This is a genomic window from Planomonospora alba, from assembly GCF_039534085.1.
Lineage (GTDB): Bacteria > Actinomycetota > Actinomycetes > Streptosporangiales > Streptosporangiaceae > Planomonospora_B > Planomonospora_B alba.
Genome location: NZ_BAAAUT010000029.1, coordinates 1 through 17,687, shown reverse-complemented (window position 1 = coordinate 17,687; position 17,687 = coordinate 1). Strand labels below are relative to the sequence as shown.

Annotated in this window: 18 protein-coding genes; 8 read left to right on the top strand and 10 right to left on the bottom strand. The window is 74.9% G+C overall.

The annotated features are described in order from the left end of the window. The first annotated feature begins 4 nt into the window (after positions 1 to 4). Positions 5 to 1,429: an aldehyde dehydrogenase family protein gene (locus ABD823_RS18390; RefSeq protein ID WP_344861155.1), complete on the top strand. Its 1,425-nt coding sequence runs from the start codon at positions 5 to 7 to the stop codon at positions 1,427 to 1,429. A 194-nt stretch (positions 1,430 to 1,623) separates the two neighbouring features. Further along, entirely contained in the window at positions 1,624 to 2,604 is a 981-nt protein-coding gene (locus ABD823_RS18385) for an aldehyde dehydrogenase family protein (RefSeq protein WP_344861153.1), read from the top strand. A 64-nt stretch (positions 2,605 to 2,668) separates the two neighbouring features. On the opposite strand, the gene ABD823_RS18380 is transcribed toward ABD823_RS18385, so the two are convergent. Both ABD823_RS18380 and ABD823_RS18375 read right to left on the bottom strand, forming a co-directional pair. Further along, a complete protein-coding gene (locus tag ABD823_RS18380; RefSeq protein WP_344861151.1) occupies positions 2,669 to 3,880 on the bottom strand; it encodes an RNA polymerase sigma factor in 1,212 nt (403 codons plus the stop codon). After that, positions 3,877 to 4,248, bottom strand: a complete 372-nt coding sequence (locus ABD823_RS18375; protein WP_344861149.1) for a YciI family protein — start codon at positions 4,246 to 4,248, stop codon at positions 3,877 to 3,879. The genes ABD823_RS18380 and ABD823_RS18375 overlap by 4 nt, the downstream gene beginning before the upstream one ends. Positions 4,249 to 4,431: 183 nt before the next feature. Between ABD823_RS18375 and ABD823_RS18370 the strand changes: the two genes are divergently transcribed. The 3 genes from ABD823_RS18370 to ABD823_RS18360 all read left to right on the top strand — a co-directional run bounded on the left by ABD823_RS18370 (position 4,432) and on the right by ABD823_RS18360 (position 7,215). Beyond that, the gene (locus ABD823_RS18370; RefSeq protein WP_344861147.1) at positions 4,432 to 5,925 is read left to right on the top strand and encodes an MFS transporter; all 1,494 of its coding nucleotides are present in this window, start codon (positions 4,432 to 4,434) and stop codon (positions 5,923 to 5,925) included. Between the two features lie 97 nt (positions 5,926 to 6,022). Continuing rightward, positions 6,023 to 6,757, top strand: a complete 735-nt coding sequence (locus ABD823_RS18365; RefSeq protein WP_344861144.1) for a class I SAM-dependent methyltransferase — start codon at positions 6,023 to 6,025, stop codon at positions 6,755 to 6,757. Positions 6,758 to 6,855: 98 nt separating this feature from the next. Continuing rightward, positions 6,856 to 7,215, top strand: a complete 360-nt coding sequence (locus ABD823_RS18360; protein ID WP_344861142.1) for a 5-carboxymethyl-2-hydroxymuconate Delta-isomerase — start codon at positions 6,856 to 6,858, stop codon at positions 7,213 to 7,215. A gap of 87 nt (positions 7,216 to 7,302) precedes the next feature. On the opposite strand, the gene ABD823_RS18355 is transcribed toward ABD823_RS18360, so the two are convergent. Genes ABD823_RS18355 through ABD823_RS18345 form a run of 3 tightly spaced genes read right to left on the bottom strand, consistent with a single transcriptional unit; the run spans position 7,303 to position 9,808 of the window. Further along, on the bottom strand, positions 7,303 to 8,709 hold the full coding sequence (locus ABD823_RS18355) for an amidase (RefSeq protein ID WP_344861140.1): 1,407 nt from the start codon (positions 8,707 to 8,709) through the stop codon (positions 7,303 to 7,305). A 48-nt stretch (positions 8,710 to 8,757) separates the two neighbouring features. Beyond that, positions 8,758 to 8,952 carry a type II toxin-antitoxin system antitoxin gene (locus ABD823_RS18350; RefSeq protein ID WP_344861330.1) on the bottom strand — a complete coding sequence of 65 codons (195 nt, stop codon included), beginning with the start codon at positions 8,950 to 8,952 and terminating at the stop codon, positions 8,758 to 8,760. Between the two features lie 4 nt (positions 8,953 to 8,956). Further along, positions 8,957 to 9,808 (bottom strand): SPFH domain-containing protein, encoded by an 852-nt coding sequence (locus ABD823_RS18345; protein ID WP_344861138.1) that lies wholly within the window; start codon positions 9,806 to 9,808, stop codon positions 8,957 to 8,959. Between the two features lie 158 nt (positions 9,809 to 9,966). Between ABD823_RS18345 and ABD823_RS18340 the strand changes: the two genes are divergently transcribed. Together ABD823_RS18340 and ABD823_RS18335 are read left to right on the top strand one after the other, a co-directional pair. Continuing rightward, positions 9,967 to 10,677, top strand: coding sequence for a hypothetical protein (locus ABD823_RS18340; protein ID WP_344861136.1), 711 nt, complete (start codon positions 9,967 to 9,969; stop codon positions 10,675 to 10,677). Between the two features lie 72 nt (positions 10,678 to 10,749). Further along, positions 10,750 to 11,700, top strand: a complete 951-nt coding sequence (locus ABD823_RS18335) for a hypothetical protein (RefSeq protein ID WP_344861134.1) — start codon at positions 10,750 to 10,752, stop codon at positions 11,698 to 11,700. Between the two features lie 39 nt (positions 11,701 to 11,739). Here the strand turns inward: ABD823_RS18335 and ABD823_RS18330 are convergent, their stop codons facing one another. From ABD823_RS18330 to ABD823_RS18310, 5 genes are all read right to left on the bottom strand, one after another. Next, a complete protein-coding gene (locus ABD823_RS18330; protein WP_344861132.1) occupies positions 11,740 to 14,685 on the bottom strand; it encodes an ATP-dependent RNA helicase in 2,946 nt (981 codons plus the stop codon). 16 nt (positions 14,686 to 14,701) lie between these two features. Further along, positions 14,702 to 15,541 carry an undecaprenyl-diphosphate phosphatase gene (locus tag ABD823_RS18325; RefSeq protein WP_344861130.1) on the bottom strand — a complete coding sequence of 280 codons (840 nt, stop codon included), beginning with the start codon at positions 15,539 to 15,541 and terminating at the stop codon, positions 14,702 to 14,704. A 146-nt stretch (positions 15,542 to 15,687) separates the two neighbouring features. Beyond that, a complete protein-coding gene (locus tag ABD823_RS18320; protein ID WP_344861128.1) occupies positions 15,688 to 16,131 on the bottom strand; it encodes a DUF6098 family protein in 444 nt (147 codons plus the stop codon). 352 nt (positions 16,132 to 16,483) lie between these two features. Next, positions 16,484 to 16,900 carry a CBS domain-containing protein gene (locus ABD823_RS18315; RefSeq protein WP_344861126.1) on the bottom strand — a complete coding sequence of 139 codons (417 nt, stop codon included), beginning with the start codon at positions 16,898 to 16,900 and terminating at the stop codon, positions 16,484 to 16,486. Positions 16,901 to 17,030: 130 nt separating this feature from the next. Then, positions 17,031 to 17,225 (bottom strand): hypothetical protein, encoded by a 195-nt coding sequence (locus ABD823_RS18310; RefSeq protein WP_344861124.1) that lies wholly within the window; start codon positions 17,223 to 17,225, stop codon positions 17,031 to 17,033. Between the two features lie 150 nt (positions 17,226 to 17,375). On the opposite strand from ABD823_RS18310, the gene ABD823_RS18305 reads away from it, so the two are divergent. After that, positions 17,376 to 17,522 carry a hypothetical protein gene (locus ABD823_RS18305; protein ID WP_344861122.1) on the top strand — a complete coding sequence of 49 codons (147 nt, stop codon included), beginning with the start codon at positions 17,376 to 17,378 and terminating at the stop codon, positions 17,520 to 17,522. The last annotated feature ends 165 nt before the right edge of the window (positions 17,523 to 17,687 follow it).

Here is a 17,687-nt window from a genome sequence, read left to right as displayed (position 1 = left end):
GGCGATGTTCGAATACGCACCGGCACCCGAGTCCCGCGACGTCGTCGACATCCAGCCGTCCTACGGCCTGTTCATCGACGGCGAGTTCACCGACGGGTCGGGCGCCCCCTTCAAGACGATCAACCCCGCGACCGAGGAGACGCTGGCCGAGGTGGCCACGGCCACGGACGCGGACGTGGACCGCGCCGTGCAGGCCGCCCGCAAGGCGTTCGGCACCTGGTCGGCGCTGCCCGGCTCCGAGCGGGCGAAGTACCTGTTCCGGATCGCCCGCCTCATCCAGGAGCGCTCGCGCGAGCTGGCGGTGCTGGAGACGCTGGACAACGGCAAGCCGATCCGCGAGTCGCGCGACGTGGACCTGCCGCTGGTCGCGGCGCACTTCTTCTACTACGCGGGCTGGGCGGACAAGCTCGCCCACGCCGGCTACGGGCCCGACCCGAAGCCGCTGGGCGTGGCCGGTCAGGTCATCCCGTGGAACTTCCCGCTGCTCATGCTCGCGTGGAAGATCGCTCCGGCGCTGGCCTGCGGCAACACGGTCGTGCTCAAGCCCGCCGAGACGACGCCGCTGAGCGCGCTGCTGTTCGCGGAGATCTGCCGCCAGGCCGAGCTGCCGCCCGGCGTGGTGAACATCGTCACCGGCGCCGGGGAGACCGGCGCGGCCGTGGTGAACCACCCGGACGTCGACAAGGTCGCCTTCACCGGCTCCACCGAGGTCGGCCGCCTCATCGCGCGCTCGGTCGCCGGCACCGGCAAGAAGCTCACCCTGGAGCTCGGCGGCAAGGCCGCCAACATCGTCTTCGACGACGCCGCGATCGACCAGGCCGTCGAGGGCATCGTCGACGGCATCTTCTTCAACCAGGGCCACGTCTGCTGCGCCGGCTCGCGGCTGCTGGTCCAGGAGTCGATCGCCGGCGACCTGCTGGAGGCGCTCAAGACCCGGCTCGGCAGGCTCCGGCTCGGCGACCCGATGGACAAGAACACCGACATCGGCGCGATCAACTCCGCGGCGCAGCTCGCCCGGGTCCGTGAGCTGTCCGACATCGGCGAGGCCGAGGGCGCCGAGCGCTGGTCGCCGGCGTGCGAGCTGCCGTCCCGGGGCTTCTGGTTCCCGCCGACGATCTTCACGGGTGTCGCCCAGTCGCACCGGATCGCCCGGGACGAGGTCTTCGGCCCGGTCCTGGCCATGCTGACCTTCCGCACCCCGGCCGAGGCCGTGGAGAAGGCCAACAACACCCCCTACGGCCTGTCGGCCGGCGTCTGGACGGAGAAGGGCTCGCGCATCCTGTGGATGGCCGAGCGGCTCCGCGCGGGCGTGGTGTGGGCCAACACCTTCAACAAGTTCGACCCGACCTCGCCGTTCGGCGGGTACAAGGAGTCCGGCTACGGCCGCGAGGGCGGGCGGCACGGGTTGGAGGCCTACCTCGATGTGTGAGTACCAGAGTCCGGGCCACCACGCCTCCAGGAGGGACCGCCGCGCGCAGAGCACCCGGGGCCACGGCTACGCCCGGGCCGGCCGTCCGGCGCCGCGGGGCTGGTTCGCCCACCGGTGCGGGGTGAGCCGCTGCGGTCAGGTCTTCGTGCCGGTACGGCTGGCACAGCAGCAGAGCACGTGGAGGGGGCGCGGAAATGACTGACGCGGAGCAGCCGGGCAAGCCGGCGACCGGCGGGGAGCGGGCCGGCCGGCCGGCCGCCGAGGCCGGCGGAGGGCGCACCGGAGAGAACAGGCCCGCGGCGCCGACCGCCGGGAACGGGCGGCCGCCCCTGCGGCTGGACGTGCGCAAGACGTACAAGCTGTACATCGGCGGGGCGTTCCCGCGGTCGGAGAGCGGAAGGTCCTACGCGGTGACCTCCTCCACAGGCGAGTTCCTGGCCAACGCCTCGAAGGCCTCCCGCAAGGACGCCCGCGAGGCGGTCGTCGCGGCCCGCAAGGCCTTCGGCGGATGGTCGGGCGCGACGCCGTACAACCGGGGGCAGATCCTCTACCGGATCGCCGAGATGCTCCAGGGGCGGCGGGCGCAGTTCGCGGCCGAGCTGGCCGACGCGGGCACGGAGCGGCCCGGGGAGGTCGTGGACGCCGCGGTCGACCGGCTGGTCTGGTACGCCGGGTGGTCGGACAAGATCGCCTCGGTGACGGGGGCGGCCAACCCGGTCGCCGGGCCGTACTTCAACCTCTCCTCGCCGGAGCCGACCGGCGTGGTCGCGGTGGTCGCGCCCGACGAGCCGCTGCTGGGGCTCGTCTCGGTGATCGCCCCGGTGATCGTCACCGGCAACACGTGCGTGGTGGTCGCCGGTGAGCGGGCGCCGCTGCCGGCGGTCACGCTGGCCGAGGTGCTCGCCACCTCGGACCTGCCCGGCGGCGTGGTGAACATCCTCACCGGCTCGGTGCGGGAGCTCGCCCCCCACCTGGCCGCGCACATGGACGTCAACGCGGTCGACCTGACCGGCGTGACCGACGAGGATCTGGCGGTGGAGTGCGAGCGGGCCGCCGCGGAGAACCTCAAGCGGGTGCTCCGCCCGGCGGCGGCCGACTGGTACGCCGACCCCGGCACCCGGCGCATGACGGCCTTCCTGGAGACCAAGACCGTCTGGCACCCCACCGGCGTCTGACGGGCGTCCTCCCGGCCCGGCCCGGTGGGGGACGCCTCCCCGCCGGGCCGGGCCCAGCGGGCGGTCAGGTCCTCACCCGGCGGGCCCGGGACTCCAGGTAGCGCCGCTCGGCGAGGCTGGGGGTGGCCTTCGCGGCGCGCCGGTAGTGCTCGTACGCCCCGGCGGGGTCGCCCGCCCTCTCCAGCAGGTGCGCCCGCACGGACAGCAGCCGGTGGTGCCCGGCCATCCGCTCGTCGGCGTCCAGGGTGGCCAGCAGGGCCAGCCCGGCCGGCGGGCCCTCGGTCTCGGCGAGCGCGACCGCCCGGTTGAGGGTGACCATCGGGTTGGGCGCGATCCGCTCCAGGATCAGGTAGAGGGCGTGCACCTGCGACCAGTCGGTCTCCTCGGCCGTGGCCGCGTCGGCGTGCGTGGCGGCGATGGCGGCCTGCAGCAGGTACGGTCCCAGCGCCGGACCGGCCAGTGCCCGCTTGACCAGCGCGGTGCCCTCGTCGATCAGCGCGCGGTCCCACTTCGCGCGGTCCTGCTCGTCCAGCGGCACCAGGTCGCCCGCCGCCGTCGTGCGGGCCTCCCTGCGGGCGTGGGTCAGCAGCATCAGTGCGAGCAGCCCGGTCACCTCGCCGTCCCCGGGTAGCTGCGCGTGCACCATCCGGGTCAGCCGGATCGCCTCGTGCGCGAGGTCGGCGCGGTGCAGCTCGGTGCCCGAGGAGGCGGTGTAGCCCTCGTTGAAGATCAGGTAGAGCACGTGCAGGACGACCCGGAGCCGCTTGTCGAGCTCCGCGCCGCGCGGCAGGCCGAACGAGCCGCCGGCGGCCTTGATGCGCTGCTTGGCCCGGCTGATCCTGGCCGCCATCGTGGCCTCCGGCACCAGGAACGCGCGGGCGATCTCGGCGGTGGTCAGGCCGCCGACCGCGCGCAGCGTCAGGGCGGTCTGGGAGGCCGGGGTCAGCGCCGGGTGGCAGCACAGGAACAGCAGGACCAGGGTGTCGTCGGTGTCCGGCACGTCCTCGGGCACCGCCTCGGCGGCCGTCGCCGCCTCCCGCTCGCGGCGTGCGCGGTCGCTGCGCAGCTGGTCGATGAGCCGGCGGGAGGCGACCGTCACCAGCCAGCCGCGGGGGTTGTCCGGCACGCCCTCGGCCGGCCACTGCACGGTGGCGGCGAGGACGGCCTCCTGCACGGCGTCCTCGCACTCCTCGAACCGGCCGTGTCGGCGTACCAGCGTGCCGAGGACCTGCGGCGTGAGCTCACGCAGCAGGTCCTCGACGGCCTGTGTTGTCATGCCTCCAATTGTCCGTCGGCGAACATCACCTGGCGCACCTCGACCCCCAGGCCCTCGATCGCGGCGTCCGGGATCCGCGCGGCCAGCTCGATGGCCCGCTCCCTGTCCTCGCAGTCGACGAGGTAGAAGCCGCCCAGGTACTCCTTGGCCTCCAGGAAGGGGCCGTCGGTCACGACCGGCTGGCCGTTGCGCACGGACACCACGGCGGCCTGCGACGGGTCGACCAGCGCCTGCGTGGTGATCAGCTCGCCGGACTCCTTCAGCTCCTCGATGAACCTGCCGTGGCCGTCGCCGATCGCCGCCCTCTCCTCGTCGGTCAGCGCGTCCAGCACGGCCGGGTTGATGTGCATGCTGATCAGGAACTGCATCTCGTGCTCCTCGTGGTCCACGGGCCCCGGAGCGGGCCCTCCAACGGGTGGGTCGGATCCGCCGCCGCGGTCTTGACGCCCCCGGCCGGAACTCTCGCACGGATTTCCTCCCGCACCGGTGTCAAGAAGCCATCGGCCGCTCCGACCGACCGGCAGAAGTCGAGAGAACGGAGAGCTTCGGATATGCGGATCAACCGGGCGTGGCTGGGCGCGGCCCTCCTCATGCTGCCGACATTCCTCGTCGCGATGGACATGACGGCGCTGCTTCTCGCGCTCCCGCAGCTGAGCGCGGATCTGGGCGCCACCGGCGTCCAGCAGTTGTGGATCAGTGACGGCTACGGATTCCTGGTGGCCGGCTTCGTCATCACGATGGGCACGCTCGCCGACCGGATCGGCCGCCGGCGGCTGCTGGTCATCGGCGCGGCGGCGTTCGCGGTGCTGTCGGTCGCGGCCGCCTTCGCGACCGGCCCGCTGATGCTGATCGTCGCACGTGCGCTGCTGGGCGTCGCCGGCGCGACCCTGGCACCGGCCACCCTCGCCCTGCTGACCACCATGTTCCCCGACGAACGGCAGCGCGGGAAGGCCATCGCGATCTGGGCGACCTGCCAGTTCACCGGCGGCGCGCTCGGACCCGTGCTCGCCGGATTCCTGCTCCAGCACTTCTGGTGGGGATCGGTGTTCCTGGCCGCCGTGCCGGCGATGGCGCTGCTGGCGCTCGCCGGGCCGGTCCTGCTGCCGGAGTCCCGCAGCGACCGGGCCGGCCGGCTGGACCCGGCCGGCGTCGGGCTCTCGCTCGCGGCGATGCTCCTGACGGTGTACGGCGTCAAGCAGCTGACCGTCGAGGGCGCGCGGACCGGGCCGGCGGTCGCCCTCGTCGTCGGCGCGGCCCTCGGATTCCTGTTCGTCCGCCGGCAACTGCGGCTGGAGGCGCCGCTGCTGGACCTGAGGCTGCTGCGCAGCCGCCCGTTCACGGCCGTCCTCGTCGCGCTGGTGCTGGCCGGCGTCGCCATGGCCGGTACGGGCCTGCTGGTGACCCAGTACCTGCAGAGCGTGCTGGGCTTCTCACCGGTCGCGTCGGCGGCGCTGTTCACGCCCATGGGGCTGGGCGTGGCGGCCGGCACCATGGCCGCACCGGCGCTGGCCCGGCGGATGAAGCCGGCGACCGCGATCGCCGGGGGCCTGGCGGGGTCGGCGCTGGGCAGCCTGCTGCTGGTCGGCGTCGACGGTGCGCGCGCGCTGCCGCTGGTGATGACCGGCATCGCCGTCCTGGCGCTGGGCACCGGTCCGCTGTTCGCGCTGGGCACCGGACTGGTCGTCGGATCCGCGCCGCCGGAGCGCGCCGGCTCGGCGGCGTCGATGTCGGAGACCGGCAACTACCTCGGTGGATCGCTCGGCCTGGCGCTGCTCGGCGCGGTGGCCGCGGTGGTCTACCGCAGCCGGATGGACGGCGTGTCCGACTCCCTGGCGGGTGCGGTCGCCGCCGCCCGGCACCTTCCCGCCGGCCAGGGCGCGGAACTGCTGCACGCCGCGCGGGAGGCGTTCACCGCCTCCCTGCACGTCACCGGCGCCGTGGCCGCGGTCATCTTCGCCGGGCTGGCCGCGCTGATCCTGATGATGCGCCCGGCGACCCGGACGGCCCCGGTCGCGCTCCCCGGCCACGAGGCGGCTCGTCCGTAGCACCGCCGGGTGCCGCGACAGGGTCCGGGACCGCGGTGTCCGGTGAGCGGCCGGAAATCCGGTTGACCGCGGGAGGGCGCCTTCGGAGACTGCTGCGGTGATCTTCTCCGACGCGGACGCCGCGGCGCTCTACGACCTGATGTATCCGTGGGATCCCGACCGGTACCCCGGCGACGCCTTCTACGACGGCCTGGTGATGGCCGCCGACGCCGTGCTGGACGTGGGATGCGGGACGGGGAGCATGCTGCACCGGGCGCGCGAGCGCGGGCACACCGGGCGGCTCGTCGGGCTGGACCCGGACCGGGCGGCGCTGGAGCGTGCCCGGCGGCGCGCCGACGTCGAGTGGGTCGAGGGCGTCGCCGCGGACGCGGCCTGGGACCGGGAGTTCGACCTGGCGACCATGGCGAGCAACGCCTTCCAGTGCCTGGTGGGCGACGACGAGCTGCGCGCCTCGCTCACCGCGATCCGGGCGGCGCTGCGCGACGGGGGCCTGTTCGCCTTCGAGACGCGCCACCCGCAGGCGCGGGCCTGGGAGGACTGGACCCCGCAGAACGCGACCGAGGTCGTGGACGCCGCCGGCCGCACGCTCCGGGTGGCGCACCGGGTCGAGTCGGTGGCCGGGGACGTCGTGACGTTCACCGAGACGACCAGCGGCCCGGACGGAGCCGTCCTGCGGGTCGACCGGACGCGCCTGCGCTTCCTGGACGAGTCCGGGCTGCGGGCGTTCCTGACCGGGGCCGGGTTCGCGATCGAGGCGCAGTACGGCGACTGGCACCGCGGGCCGGTCACCGCCGCGAGCCGGGTCGTCGTCACCCTCGCCCGCCGCCTGTGAGCCCTGGGCGGGCGGCCGCGCAGCCGTTCCTCCGGGGCCGGGAGCGCCGCGGCCGGCACCGCCACCGGAGCGGGGCGCGATGGTCGACAATGAACGGCATGCCGCAGATCACCATCGAGTACTCCGCATCCCTCGCCGAGGCGTTCGACCGGCGCGGGTTCGCGCTGGCCCTCCATCCGGCCGCCGCCGAGTTGATCGGCAGCGCCCTGCCGGATTTCAAGACGCGCTTCCGGCCCGTCACCGAAGCGGTCATCGGCAGCGGCGCGGACACCGAGGCGATGATCCACGTGGACCTGGCGATCCTGCCCGGCCGTGCCCCCGAGGTCAAAGCCCGGCTGGGAGATCTGACCCTCGCGATGCTGTGCGAGCACCTCAAGCCTGGAACGGGGCTGAACATCCAGGTCACCGTCGAGGTCCGGGACATCGAGAGCTACCACAAACGGGTCCTGGCACGATAGCCGGACGCGCGGATGCCGATCAGGGGACGGCCGCGAGCGTCCGCCCGGGCCGGGGAAGCGCTCCGGGCCCCGCCTGACCGGGCCCCGTCAGCCGGTGGGGGCGTGGCGGGGCCAGGGGTGGGCGGCTTCGAGCTGGGCGGCCAGGGTGAGCAGCTGGGCCTCGCCGCCGGGGGCCGCGACGAGCTGGACCCCGATGGGCAGGCCGGTGGAGTGCCTGCCGTACGGGACGGTCATCGCGGGCCAGCCCGCGAGGTTCCAGGCGGCGGTGGCGGGGGCGTAGGTCAGGTTGGCGCGGGCGTTGGCCAGCAGGCCGCGCTCGCCCCAGCGCGCGGCCGGCGGCGGGACCGCCGCCAGCGCCGGGGTGACGAGCACGTCGGCGTTGCCGAACCACTGGTCGGCGCCGTGGGCCCGCCAGCGGTCGCGGCCCTTCGCGCCGTCCAGCCCGAACGCCCGCAGGGCCTTCCCGGTGCGGGCCAGGGCCTTCGTGCGCCGCTCCAGCCGGTGCCGGTCGAGCCCGGCGGCGTCCTCGCGGGCGCACGCGAACCAGGCGGCCACCGCGGCCGAGCCGAGCCAGACGGGCAGCCGCGCGCCGTGCTCCACGACCGTGTGCCCGGCCTCGCCGAGTGCGCGCGCGGCCTCGGTGACGGCCCGCTGGAACTCGGGGTCCACCGCGAACCCCGGGGGCAGCGGGCACGGCGCGACGGCGACGCGCAGCCGCAGCGGCTCGGACGGGACCAGCCCGCCCGGGTAGTCGTCGATCGCCTCGCCCACCCGCAGGGACTCGGTCTCGCCGGGCGTGGCCAGGGACATGTCGCCGGCCATCACGGCGAGGGCGAGGGCGAGGTCGGTGACCGTCGTGGCGAGCGGGCCGTTCTCCGACATGCCGTGCCAGTCGTGCTCCGGCGGGGGGACGACGCCGAGACCGGGCTTGATGGTGACGAGGCCGCAGCAGGCGGCCGGGATGCGCAGCGAGCCGAGCCCGTCGTTGCCGTGGGCCAGCGGCACCATGCCCGCCGCCACGGCGGCGGCGCTCCCGCCGGACGAGCCGCCGGGCGTGCGGGAGGGGTCCCAGGGGTTGCGCGCCACGCCGTACACGCTGTCGGAGAACCCGGCCAGGCAGAGCTCCGGCACGTTGGTGAGGCCGACGACCACCGCGCCCGCCGCGCGGAGCCGGGCCACCACGGGGTGGTCGTCGGGGGCGGGCGCGTCCGGGGTGGCGGCCGAGCCGTTGCGGAGCGCCTCGCCGCGGACCGCGACGTTGTCCTTGACCGCCACCGGCACCCCGGCGAGCGGCAGCTCCGCCAGGTCCGCACGCTCCTGTACGGCCCGCGCCTCGGCGAGCGCCGCCTCGGCGCGGACCGTGCGGAACGCCCCGACCCGCCCGTCGCGCTCGGCGATCACGGCGAGGTGCTCCTCGACGATCTGCGGAGCGGTGGCCTTGCCCTGTCGTACGGCCTCCGCGATCTCCGCTGCGGACTTCCCCACCCACGACATGTACCGAGTGTGGTCCTGCGGGCACGTGTAGGGGAAGTGTCCTGTGTCTCAATCGGATGACGTGTCCTGCCGCGGTTCCTCCCGCGGCTCCCTGCGCGGTGTGCGGCCCGCCTCCTTGAGAGCCAGGCGCAGCGCGTACTCGATCTGCGCGTTGACGCTGCGCAGGTCGTCGGCCGCCCACCTGGCGATCGCCTCGTAGACGGCCGGATCGAGCCTGAGCAGGAGCTTCTTGCGCTCTGGCATGGTGTCAGGAGTAGAGGCTGCCGGCGTTGAGCACCGGCTGGGTCGCCCGGTCGCCGCACAGGACGACCAGCAGGTTCGAGACCATCTGCGCCTTCCGCTCCTCGTCCAGGTCCACCACGCCCTCGTCGGCCAGCTTGGTCAGCGCCAGCTGCACCATGCCCACGGCGCCGGAGACGATGTGCGTGCGGGCCGCGACGACCTGGGCCGCCTGCTGGCGGACCAGCATCGCCTGGGCGATCTCCGGAGCATAGGCCAGATGGGTGATCCGCGCCTCCAGGACCTCCACACCGGCCAGCTCGGTGCGCTCGCGCAGCTCGGTGGTGAGCTCCCCGGCGACCTCGGCGCCGTCGCGCAGGCTGGTGCGGCCCTCCTCGTGGGCGTCGTAGGGGTGGCTGGTGGCGAGGTGGCGCACCGCCGCCTCGGACTGGATCGCGACGTACTCCTCGTAGTCGTCGACGGAGAAGGCGGCCTTGGCGGTGTCGGTGACCTTGTAGACGACGACCGCGGCGATCTCCACGGGGTTGCCGTCGGCGTCGTTCACCTTGAGCTTGGCCGTCTCGAAGTTGCGGACCCGCAGGGTGACGCGCTGCTTGGTGGTCAGCGGGAGCACGCACTGGAAGCCCGCCTGGCTCACCGTGCCGACGTAGCGGCCGAGGAACTGCACCACCTTCGCCTCGTTCGGGTTGACGACGGTGAAGCCGGTGGAGACGAGGACGGCGACGACGCCCCACAGGACGCCGGCGCCGATCAGGGCCGGGATCGAGACGGCCCAGCCGGCCGCCGCCAGGGCCGCGCCCAGCACCAGCAGGCCGGCCAGGACGAGGAAGCCGTTCATCCGGGACGCGGGTCGTTCCATGCTCCACCTCCGCTATCGGGGGACTATCGAAGTGATATCACCACGATAGCCCATGAAGTGCCGTGCGCGCACCGCCGTACGGTCCGCGGTCCGGGGCCCGGGTCCGCGGGTGGAGGGTTCCAAGTGAGTCTCAAGCCGGGCCCGGCACACTGGCCGGCATGTGGTTCCTCGATCGCACGGCACGACAGCTCCGCCGCCACCCCGCCCTGCTCACCTACCGGCCCCCGGAGCCGGCTCGGCTGGAGAGCCTGCTCCGCCAGTACGACCCCCGGCTGACGCGCTCGGGGGACTGGTTCGTCGTGCGCGGGACCAAGGTCCGCTGGGCCGAGCTCACCGAGGACCTGGCCGCCAGGGCGCGCGTGCCCGCGGACCGGCGCGGGGCGATCATCGCCTGCGGGGGCGGGCACCGGACCGCGGGGACCTTCCTGCTGAACGGCCTCGCCAGCCGCCTGGGCGGGGCGCTGCACCCGGCGGCCGACCACGACGACTCGGTGTCCGTCGAGGTGAACCTGGGCAGGCGCGCCGTGCTCGACTGCGAGGAGGTGGCCGGCCTGGTCCGCCCGATCCTCGGGGAGCGGGCCGTCGCGCACGACCACGACCTGGGCCTGTGCCGGATCGGTGGCGAGGAGCAGCGCGTCGAGGTCCACTACAGCCGCCCGGACCCCGACTGGCAGGGGGAGGACGAGGAGGAGCACCTGATCGACCTGGACCTGCCGCGCCCGGCCGGCCCGGACGACCCGGACCTGGAGCGCCTCTACCAGGCGGCCGTGGCCCTCGCCGCCGCCCTCGGCGGGACCATCACCTCCAGGGACATGCCCGTCACCCGCTTCGAGGACATCGTCCCCACCCGGGACCGCCTGCCCGCCTGACGGCGCCTGCGCGGCGATCCCGGTGATCTATGGTGCTCCGTACCGATACGGACCGGAGAGAGGGAGCACAGGGTGATGGAGCCGAGGGAGATCGACTGGCTGCACGCGGTCCGGTCGCTGGCCAAGGTCGTGGGCGTCTCCGTGCTGCTCTTTCTCGCCCTCAACGTGGCCGAGCGGCTCGTCGTGCTCCACGTCGACCTGGACGGTGAGCGGACCGCGCGGGTGTACGGCACCGCGGCGCAGGTGGTGAACCCGGACAAGCGCTTCCACGGCGCCGATCTCGACGAGGGACTGATCAGGACGGTGTACACGCTGCGGGGGGAACCGCGCACGGCCGCCCCCGCCCGGGGCGAGACGGCCTACACCGTCACGGAGAGCCTGCCCGGCGTGGAGGCACCGGGCCTGGCGGAGCCGGAGCGCTCCGCCCTGACCGAGGCGGTCCGGGCCGTGGAGGGCGAGGGCGGCTCGGGAAGCCCGAAGGACAAGCAGGAGCTGGGCGAGGCCCTCGACAGGCTGCCGCCGGCGCTCACCGCCGTGGCGGTGGTGGAGTTCGCATGGCCGCTCACGGCGGAGAAGCTCGTCGCCCTCAACCGGAGGCACGGCCTGTGCGGCGACGAGAGCGTCTCCTACGTCTACAGCCGGCATCACTACGACGACTCCGACACCGTCCCCCTGTCGAACGCGGTCGTCTGGAACCGCGACATGGCCTGGGTGCTTCCCTGGGACGAGCCGGCCGAGTACCGGTGCGAGACCGAGCCGGAGGCGGCGCTGGCGGCGTTCCGGACGTGGACCGGGCTGCTGAGGGAGGGCGACGACCTGGCCGTGTTCGGGCTGACCCGGGACGAACTGGTGGACGCGGCCCGGGAAGGGGTGGCATACGGGTTCGTCGCCGACCGGTGGCGCCTGGCCGACCTGCGCAAGCTGCTCGACGACCCCGATGTGCGGACGGTCCGCGTCGCCGACCTGGCCTTCGGGCTGGGAACGGGTCCCGGTGCCGGGATCCGGCCGGGCGGGGCCCGGTGACCGGCGGTACGGCCCGGTGACCGGCGGCCAGGGGCGGCGTCAGCGGCGAGGGTTGGTGCGACGGGTGGCGGCGGCCGAGAGGGGGTCCTCCGGCCAGGGGTGCCTGGGGTAGCGGCCGCGCAGCTCGGCGCGGACCGCGCGGTAGCCCTCCCGCCAGAACGACGCCAGGTCGGAGGTGACCGCCGCCGGACGGCCCGCCGGGGAGAGCAGGTGCACCACCAGCGGCACCCCCGCCACCTCGGGCGCGGAGTCCCAGCCGAACAGCTCCTGCAGCTTGGCCGCGAGGACCGGCCGCTCTCCCGAGTAGTCGATCCTGATCCGCGACCCGCTCGGCACCTCGATCCGCTCGGGGGCCGTCTCGTCCAGCCGGACGCTCCACGGCACCAGCCGGTGCAGGGCCGCGGCCACGTCGATGCGCTCCAGGTCGGCGCGGCGCCGGGCCCGGGACAGCTCGGGCTCCAGCCAGAGGTCCGCGGCCCCGATGAGGGCCTCGTCGTCCACCGCGGGCCAGGGGTCGCCGAGCGCGCGGCGGCAGAAGGCCAGGCGCTCGCGGAGCGCCACCGCCTCGGGGGTCCAGCGCAGCACCGCCGGGCCCTCGGTGCGCAGGCCCTCCAGGAGGGCGGGCCGGACGTCGGCCTCGCGCAGCGGGACCGAGGACAGCTCGATCGCGCCGAGGCGCTCGACGCGCCGGGCCGAGACGTCGCCCTGCCGCTCCCCGGGCGGGAGGCGCCAGGCGACCTCGTCGGCACGGGTGTGCAGGGGCGCGGCGGCCAGCCGGGCGGTCTCCTCGTCGATCACCGCGGCCTGCCTGATCCGTGCCGCCGCCGAGCCCGCGGGCCGGTCCGCGACCGCGACCGCCAGCCACTCCGCCGTGCCCAGCCGGGAGCCGGCGGGCAGCTCGGCGGCGGTCCCCGAGGCCATCAGGTAGGACCCGCCCCGCCGCCGGGCCACCCGTTCCGGATAGGCCAGCGCCACCACCAGCCCGGCCACCTCGTCGTCGCTCCACCGCCCGGCCGGGCTCCGGCCGCCGGGCGGGGACCCGTCCGGTCCGGCCGCGGCCTGCCGTGCCGTCCCGTCCGGTCCGGCCGCGGCCTGCCGCGCCGACCCGCCTCCCCCGGGTACGGCGCGCGGCACGGCCCGCGCCAGCCGGTCGGCCTCCCGGCGCCAGCGGGCGGAGAAGGCGTCGTCCCCCCGGCGGGCGGAGCGCCAGAGCGCGACCAGGTCGTCGCCCGCGTCCCGGGGGAGCTGCTCGGACAGCAGCGCGACCACCTCGGCCGCGCGCTCGCCGACCCGGCCGCCCGCGTCCACCAGGGCACGTGCCAGGCGCGGGTGCACCCCGGCCGCGGCCATCGCCCGGCCCCGGCCGGTGACGCGGAGGCCGGCGGCGCTCGGAAGGCCCGCGCCGGAACCGTCGCGGGAGCCGTCCGGGGAGCCCGCGGCGGAGCCGCCCGCGCGGGACCCGCCCGGGGAGCCCGTGCCGGGGCCCTCCAGGGCTCCGAGGGCGAGCAGTGCGCGGTGGGCGTCCTCCAGCGCGGCGGCCGGGGGCGGGTCCAGCAGAGCGAGCCCCCGCGCCGCGGGGTCGCCCCAGCAGGCCGCCTGGAGGGCGAAGCCGGTCAGGTCGGCCAGGGCGATCTCGGGCCGGGAGTGCGGGGGGAGCCGCTCGTGCTCGGCCGCAGACCAGCACCGGTAGACGACGCCGGGCGCCTGGCGGCCCGCCCGCCCGGCCCGCTGCTCGGCGGAGGCCTTGGAGACGCGGACCGTGGTGAGCGAGCCGAGGCCGCGGGCGTGGTCGGTGCGCGGCTCGCGGGCCAGGCCGGAGTCGACCACGACGCGGACTCCGGGCACGGTCAGGCTCGACTCGGCGATCGAGGTGGCGAGGACCACCCGCCGGGTGCCGCCGGGGGAGAGCACCTCGTCCTGCACGCGGGCCGGCGCCTGGCCGTGGACCTGCAGGACGCGCGGGCCGCCGGGGCCTTCGAGGTCGGCGAGCAGCCCGGCGACCCGGCCGATCTCGCCCACCCCGGGAAGGAAGCACAGCACGTCCCCCTCCTGCTCGGCCAGCGCCCGCCGTACGACGGCGGCGACGTGGGCGAGGAAGGCGGGGTCCACCCGCAGGCCGTGCGGCGGCGCCGTCGGCCGGGCGGGCGGCGCCCAGACCGGGGTGACGGGGTGCACGGCGCCCCGGGCGCGGACGATCGGGACCGCCGGTCCGGGTGTCTGCGGGCCGGTCCCACCGGAGTCTCCGGTCCGCTCCGGTCCGGGCACCCGTGATCCGGGGCGGGCGGGGGCCTCGGCGGCCCCTCCGGGATCCCGGGCGGTGTCGCCGCGGGCCGTCTCCCCGCCGCTCTCCCCGGTGGCCAGGAGCCGGGCCCAGGGACCGGCGTCGGCGGTGGCGGAGGCGGCGATCAGCCGCAGGTCGGGGCGGAGGGTCGCGCGGACGTCGAGGAGGAAGGCGAGCGCGGTGTCGGCGTCGAGGTGGCGCTCGTGGCACTCGTCGAGCAGGACCGTGTGCACGCCGTCCAGCTCGGGGTCGCGCTGGAGCCGCTGGAGGAGGACGCCGGTGGTGACGACCTCCACGAGGGTGCCCGGTCCGCTGCGGCGCTCGCCCCGCACCGAGAAGCCCACCTCGGCGCCGATCTCCGAGCCCAGCAGCCAGGCCATGCGCCGGGCCGCGGCCCGCACCGCGATCCGGCGCGGCTCGGCCACGAGCACCTTCCCCCGGGGCGCCTGCCGGGGCGGGCCGCTCGGACCGGTCCCGCTCAGGCCGGTCCCGCTCAGGCCGGTCCCGCTCAGACCGGTCCCGCCAGGGAGCCCGTCCAGGAGCCCGGCCAGGGCGAGCGGGACGAGAGTGGTCTTGCCGGTGCCGGGCGGCGCGACGAGGACGGCCGCGCCGCGCTCGTCCAGCGCCGCCAGCAGCTCGGGCAGGGCGTGCCGGACGGGCAGGGCGGACCACTCGGCACGCTCGTTCCGTCCGCGCTGGGCCACCGGGTCCGCCCGCGCGTCAGTCCTGGCCGGCGGCCGGGTCGAGGACGCCGAAGCTCACCAGGGCGATGATCACCACGCCGAGGGCCACCCGGTAGATCACGAAACCGGTGAAGCGGTGGGTGCTGATGTACTTCAGGAACCAGGAGACCGCCGCGTAGCCGACCAGGAACGAGATGGCGGTCGCCAGGATGGTCGGGCCCCAGGCGGGGGCCTGGCCCTCGCCGATGTCGAACAGCTTCAGCACCCCCGCGCCCAGCACCGCGGGGATGGCCAGCAGGAAGGAGTACTTGGCGGCCTCCTCGCGGCGGTAGTCGAGCAGCAGGCCCGCGGTGATCGTGCCGCCGGAGCGGGAGACGCCCGGGATCAGGGCGAGGGACTGGGCGAGGCCGTACAGGAGGGAGTGGGTGAAGCTGAGGTGCCGCTCCAGCGTCAGCTTGTCACGGGCGGAGCGGTCGACGAGCCAGAGGATCAGGCCGAAGACGATCAGCGTGGTGCCGATCAGGCGCAGGTCGCGGAAGATCGTGTCGATCTTCTCCTCGAAGAGCAGGCCCAGGACGAGGATGGGGAGCGTACCGACGATCACGTACCAGCCCATCCGGGCGGCGTGGTGCGCGCGCAGCGCCGGCGTCCACAGGGCCCGGGTCCAGGTGGAGATGATCTCCCAGATCTCCTTGCGGAAGTAGATGAGCACCGCGGCCTCGGTGCCGAGCTGGATCACCGCGGTGAAGGCGGCGCCGGGGTCCTCCCAGCCGAAGAACGCGGAGACGACCCGGATGTGGGCGCTGGAGGAGATGGGCAGGAACTCCGTCAGTCCCTGAAGGAGTCCGAGGACCACCGCTTCGAACCAGCCGATCAACGTGGATGCCTTCCGTACCGCACGGGCGTGACCTACGCGAGGTTAGCGGAGCCGTGGGACGGCCGTGACCCGGCCATGGGGCCGGTCCGGCGGGGGCGGGAGGGGCCGGTGATCGGTCATGAGGCCGGTGCCGGGGGCGTGGGAGGTCAGTGCGACTCCCGGTCCAGCGGGCCCCAGGCGTCGGACCCCTGGCTGTCGATCAGCTCCTCGGCCTCCTCCATGACGGCGTCGTCGACGATCGCCACCGCCTCGTCGCACCGGATGAGGGGCTCGTTGTCGGGCCCCCGGCCCACCTCCCGGCCGGACAGCACCCACGCCCTGACGCCGGGGCCGCGCTCGCGCCGCAGGTGGGAGTAGTCGTGCAGGCGCCGGGCCGCCCAGAGCCGGACCGGGCGGTCCCCCCACCAGTCCTCCACGTCCAGCGGGTTGGCCGACAGGCCGGGCAGCGCGGCCCCCGTCAGGGAGTCCCGGCTGCACCCCTCGGCCTCGTCCTTCTCCAGGTCCCGGGACCAGCGGATGAACAGTCCCCGCCGCTCGTCCAGCAGCGACGCCAGCTCCTTCAGACTGGTGACGACGGATGGTCGCGACACCACGTGTTCACCTCTTTTTCCCGTGCGTGTGGTCGGCGGTTCCCCCGCGCTTTCCCGTACGGCGGCTCATGCCCCGATCACGGGGACGTATGAGCCGCGGGGCGGACGGGGGCGTTCCGCGCGCCGCGGGGCCGCGTCGTGGGGCCCTGTCGCCCGCCGTGAGACTGCGCCGCGGGCCGCGTCGCGTGCCGTGGAACCGTGCCGTGGGGCCGTGCCGTGGGGCCGTGCCGTGGGGCCGTGCCGTGGGGCCGCGCTGAGGTCCGCGCCCGGGGTCCGGATCCGGGAGGGGCCGCTCCGCCGGGCACGCCGCGGCCGGGACCGCCGCCCGGCGGCCCCGGCCGGAGGCGGGCCGTCAGCGGTTGCCCTTCGCCGCGGAGATGTCGGCCAGTGCGGAGTCGGAGTCGCGGTCGATCGCCAGGTCTCCGATGCTCACGATGCCGACGGCGTGGTCGCCTTCGACGACCGGGATCCGCCGTACGGCCTTGTCGCGCATCAGCTGCACGACCTGCTCGATGCTGGTGTCGGGCCCGACCGTCGTGAGCTCCTCGCTGCACGCCTCCCGGACGGGTGTGTCGGGGCCCTTGTCCTGGGCCACGACGCGGACGGCGATGTCGCGGTCGGTCACGATCCCGCTGACGTGGCCGTCGTCGGTGAGGATCACCGCTCCGGTGTCCTGGCTGACCATCAGCTGGGCCGCGGCGGAGACGGGCTGGCTCGCGTCGAGAGTCGCCGGTTCTGCCGTCATCACGTCGGCCACAGTCCTGCTCATGGGGTCCTCCTCTGCTCGCGCTTGCCGGATTCCTACCCCGGATGAAACGGACAAACAGTCATATTTCACACGTAGGCCGGTGCCCCTTCTCCGAGGAGCACCGGCCCGCGGTGCGGGGTCGTGCCGACGGTCACGACGGCCACGGCGGCTGCTGGTCCGGCGGCACGCCGCCGCCCTCGCCGCCGCCCTTGTTGCCCTTGTCCATGGCGTGCGGACGGCCGCCCTTGGTGGAGCCGCTGGGCGTCTCGGGCATGACGTCGAGGTTCTCGTCGTTCGTCGGCGCCCCGCCGGATCTGCGGAGCTCGTTCTGCTGCGGTTGGGTCATGGTGTTCTCCTCGCCGTGCGAGAGGGTCGTCTTCTCCTGGTGCGGGCCTCTGCCCGCCCTCCCGTCCTGGGCTGCCCGAGAACGAACGGTATGAACCTGAACAAATGTCTTATTTGGTGTTAAAGGCAATCGTTCGGGCATGAGGGGGCTATGAGCATGCCCGAGGAGAACCAGCCCAAGACCGCTGACAACGATCCGCTGCTGCGGTCGGTCGCCGAACAGGGGCGGACCGAGGAGGAGCCCGAGGAGGGCTCGGCCGGCGAGGCCGGTGGCGAGGGGCGGGGCGGAAGGGCCTAGCCCGGCGCTGCCCGCCGGGGAACGGCGCCGCCGGGCGGGCCGGGTGCTCCCCGCCCGCCCGGGTGCGCCGCCGTGTCCCGGCGGGATCCCCCGCTCCCTCCTACCGGCGGGTGATCTTGACGTCGTCGATCCCGGCCTCCACCAGGGAGGCGCCCGAGGCGTCGG

What these genes read in the sequence shown, in the direction of transcription:
- ABD823_RS18390 (WP_344861155.1), top strand. Translation starts at nt 5, where the DNA reads ATGTTCGAATACGCACCGGCACCCGAGTCCCGCGACGTCGTCGACATC.
- ABD823_RS18385 (WP_344861153.1), top strand. Translation starts at nt 1,624, where the DNA reads ATGACTGACGCGGAGCAGCCGGGCAAGCCGGCGACCGGCGGGGAGCGG.
- ABD823_RS18380 (WP_344861151.1), bottom strand. Translation starts at nt 3,880, where the DNA reads ATGACAACACAGGCCGTCGAGGACCTGCTGCGTGAGCTCACGCCGCAG.
- ABD823_RS18375 (WP_344861149.1), bottom strand. Translation starts at nt 4,248, where the DNA reads ATGCAGTTCCTGATCAGCATGCACATCAACCCGGCCGTGCTGGACGCG.
- ABD823_RS18370 (WP_344861147.1), top strand. Translation starts at nt 4,432, where the DNA reads ATGCGGATCAACCGGGCGTGGCTGGGCGCGGCCCTCCTCATGCTGCCG.
- ABD823_RS18360 (WP_344861142.1), top strand. Translation starts at nt 6,856, where the DNA reads ATGCCGCAGATCACCATCGAGTACTCCGCATCCCTCGCCGAGGCGTTC.
- ABD823_RS18355 (WP_344861140.1), bottom strand. Translation starts at nt 8,709, where the DNA reads ATGTCGTGGGTGGGGAAGTCCGCAGCGGAGATCGCGGAGGCCGTACGA.
- ABD823_RS18350 (WP_344861330.1), bottom strand. Translation starts at nt 8,952, where the DNA reads ATGCCAGAGCGCAAGAAGCTCCTGCTCAGGCTCGATCCGGCCGTCTAC.
- ABD823_RS18345 (WP_344861138.1), bottom strand. Translation starts at nt 9,808, where the DNA reads ATGGAACGACCCGCGTCCCGGATGAACGGCTTCCTCGTCCTGGCCGGC.
- ABD823_RS18340 (WP_344861136.1), top strand. Translation starts at nt 9,967, where the DNA reads ATGTGGTTCCTCGATCGCACGGCACGACAGCTCCGCCGCCACCCCGCC.
- ABD823_RS18315 (WP_344861126.1), bottom strand. Translation starts at nt 16,900, where the DNA reads ATGAGCAGGACTGTGGCCGACGTGATGACGGCAGAACCGGCGACTCTC.
- ABD823_RS18310 (WP_344861124.1), bottom strand. Translation starts at nt 17,225, where the DNA reads ATGACCCAACCGCAGCAGAACGAGCTCCGCAGATCCGGCGGGGCGCCG.
- ABD823_RS18305 (WP_344861122.1), top strand. Translation starts at nt 17,376, where the DNA reads ATGAGCATGCCCGAGGAGAACCAGCCCAAGACCGCTGACAACGATCCG.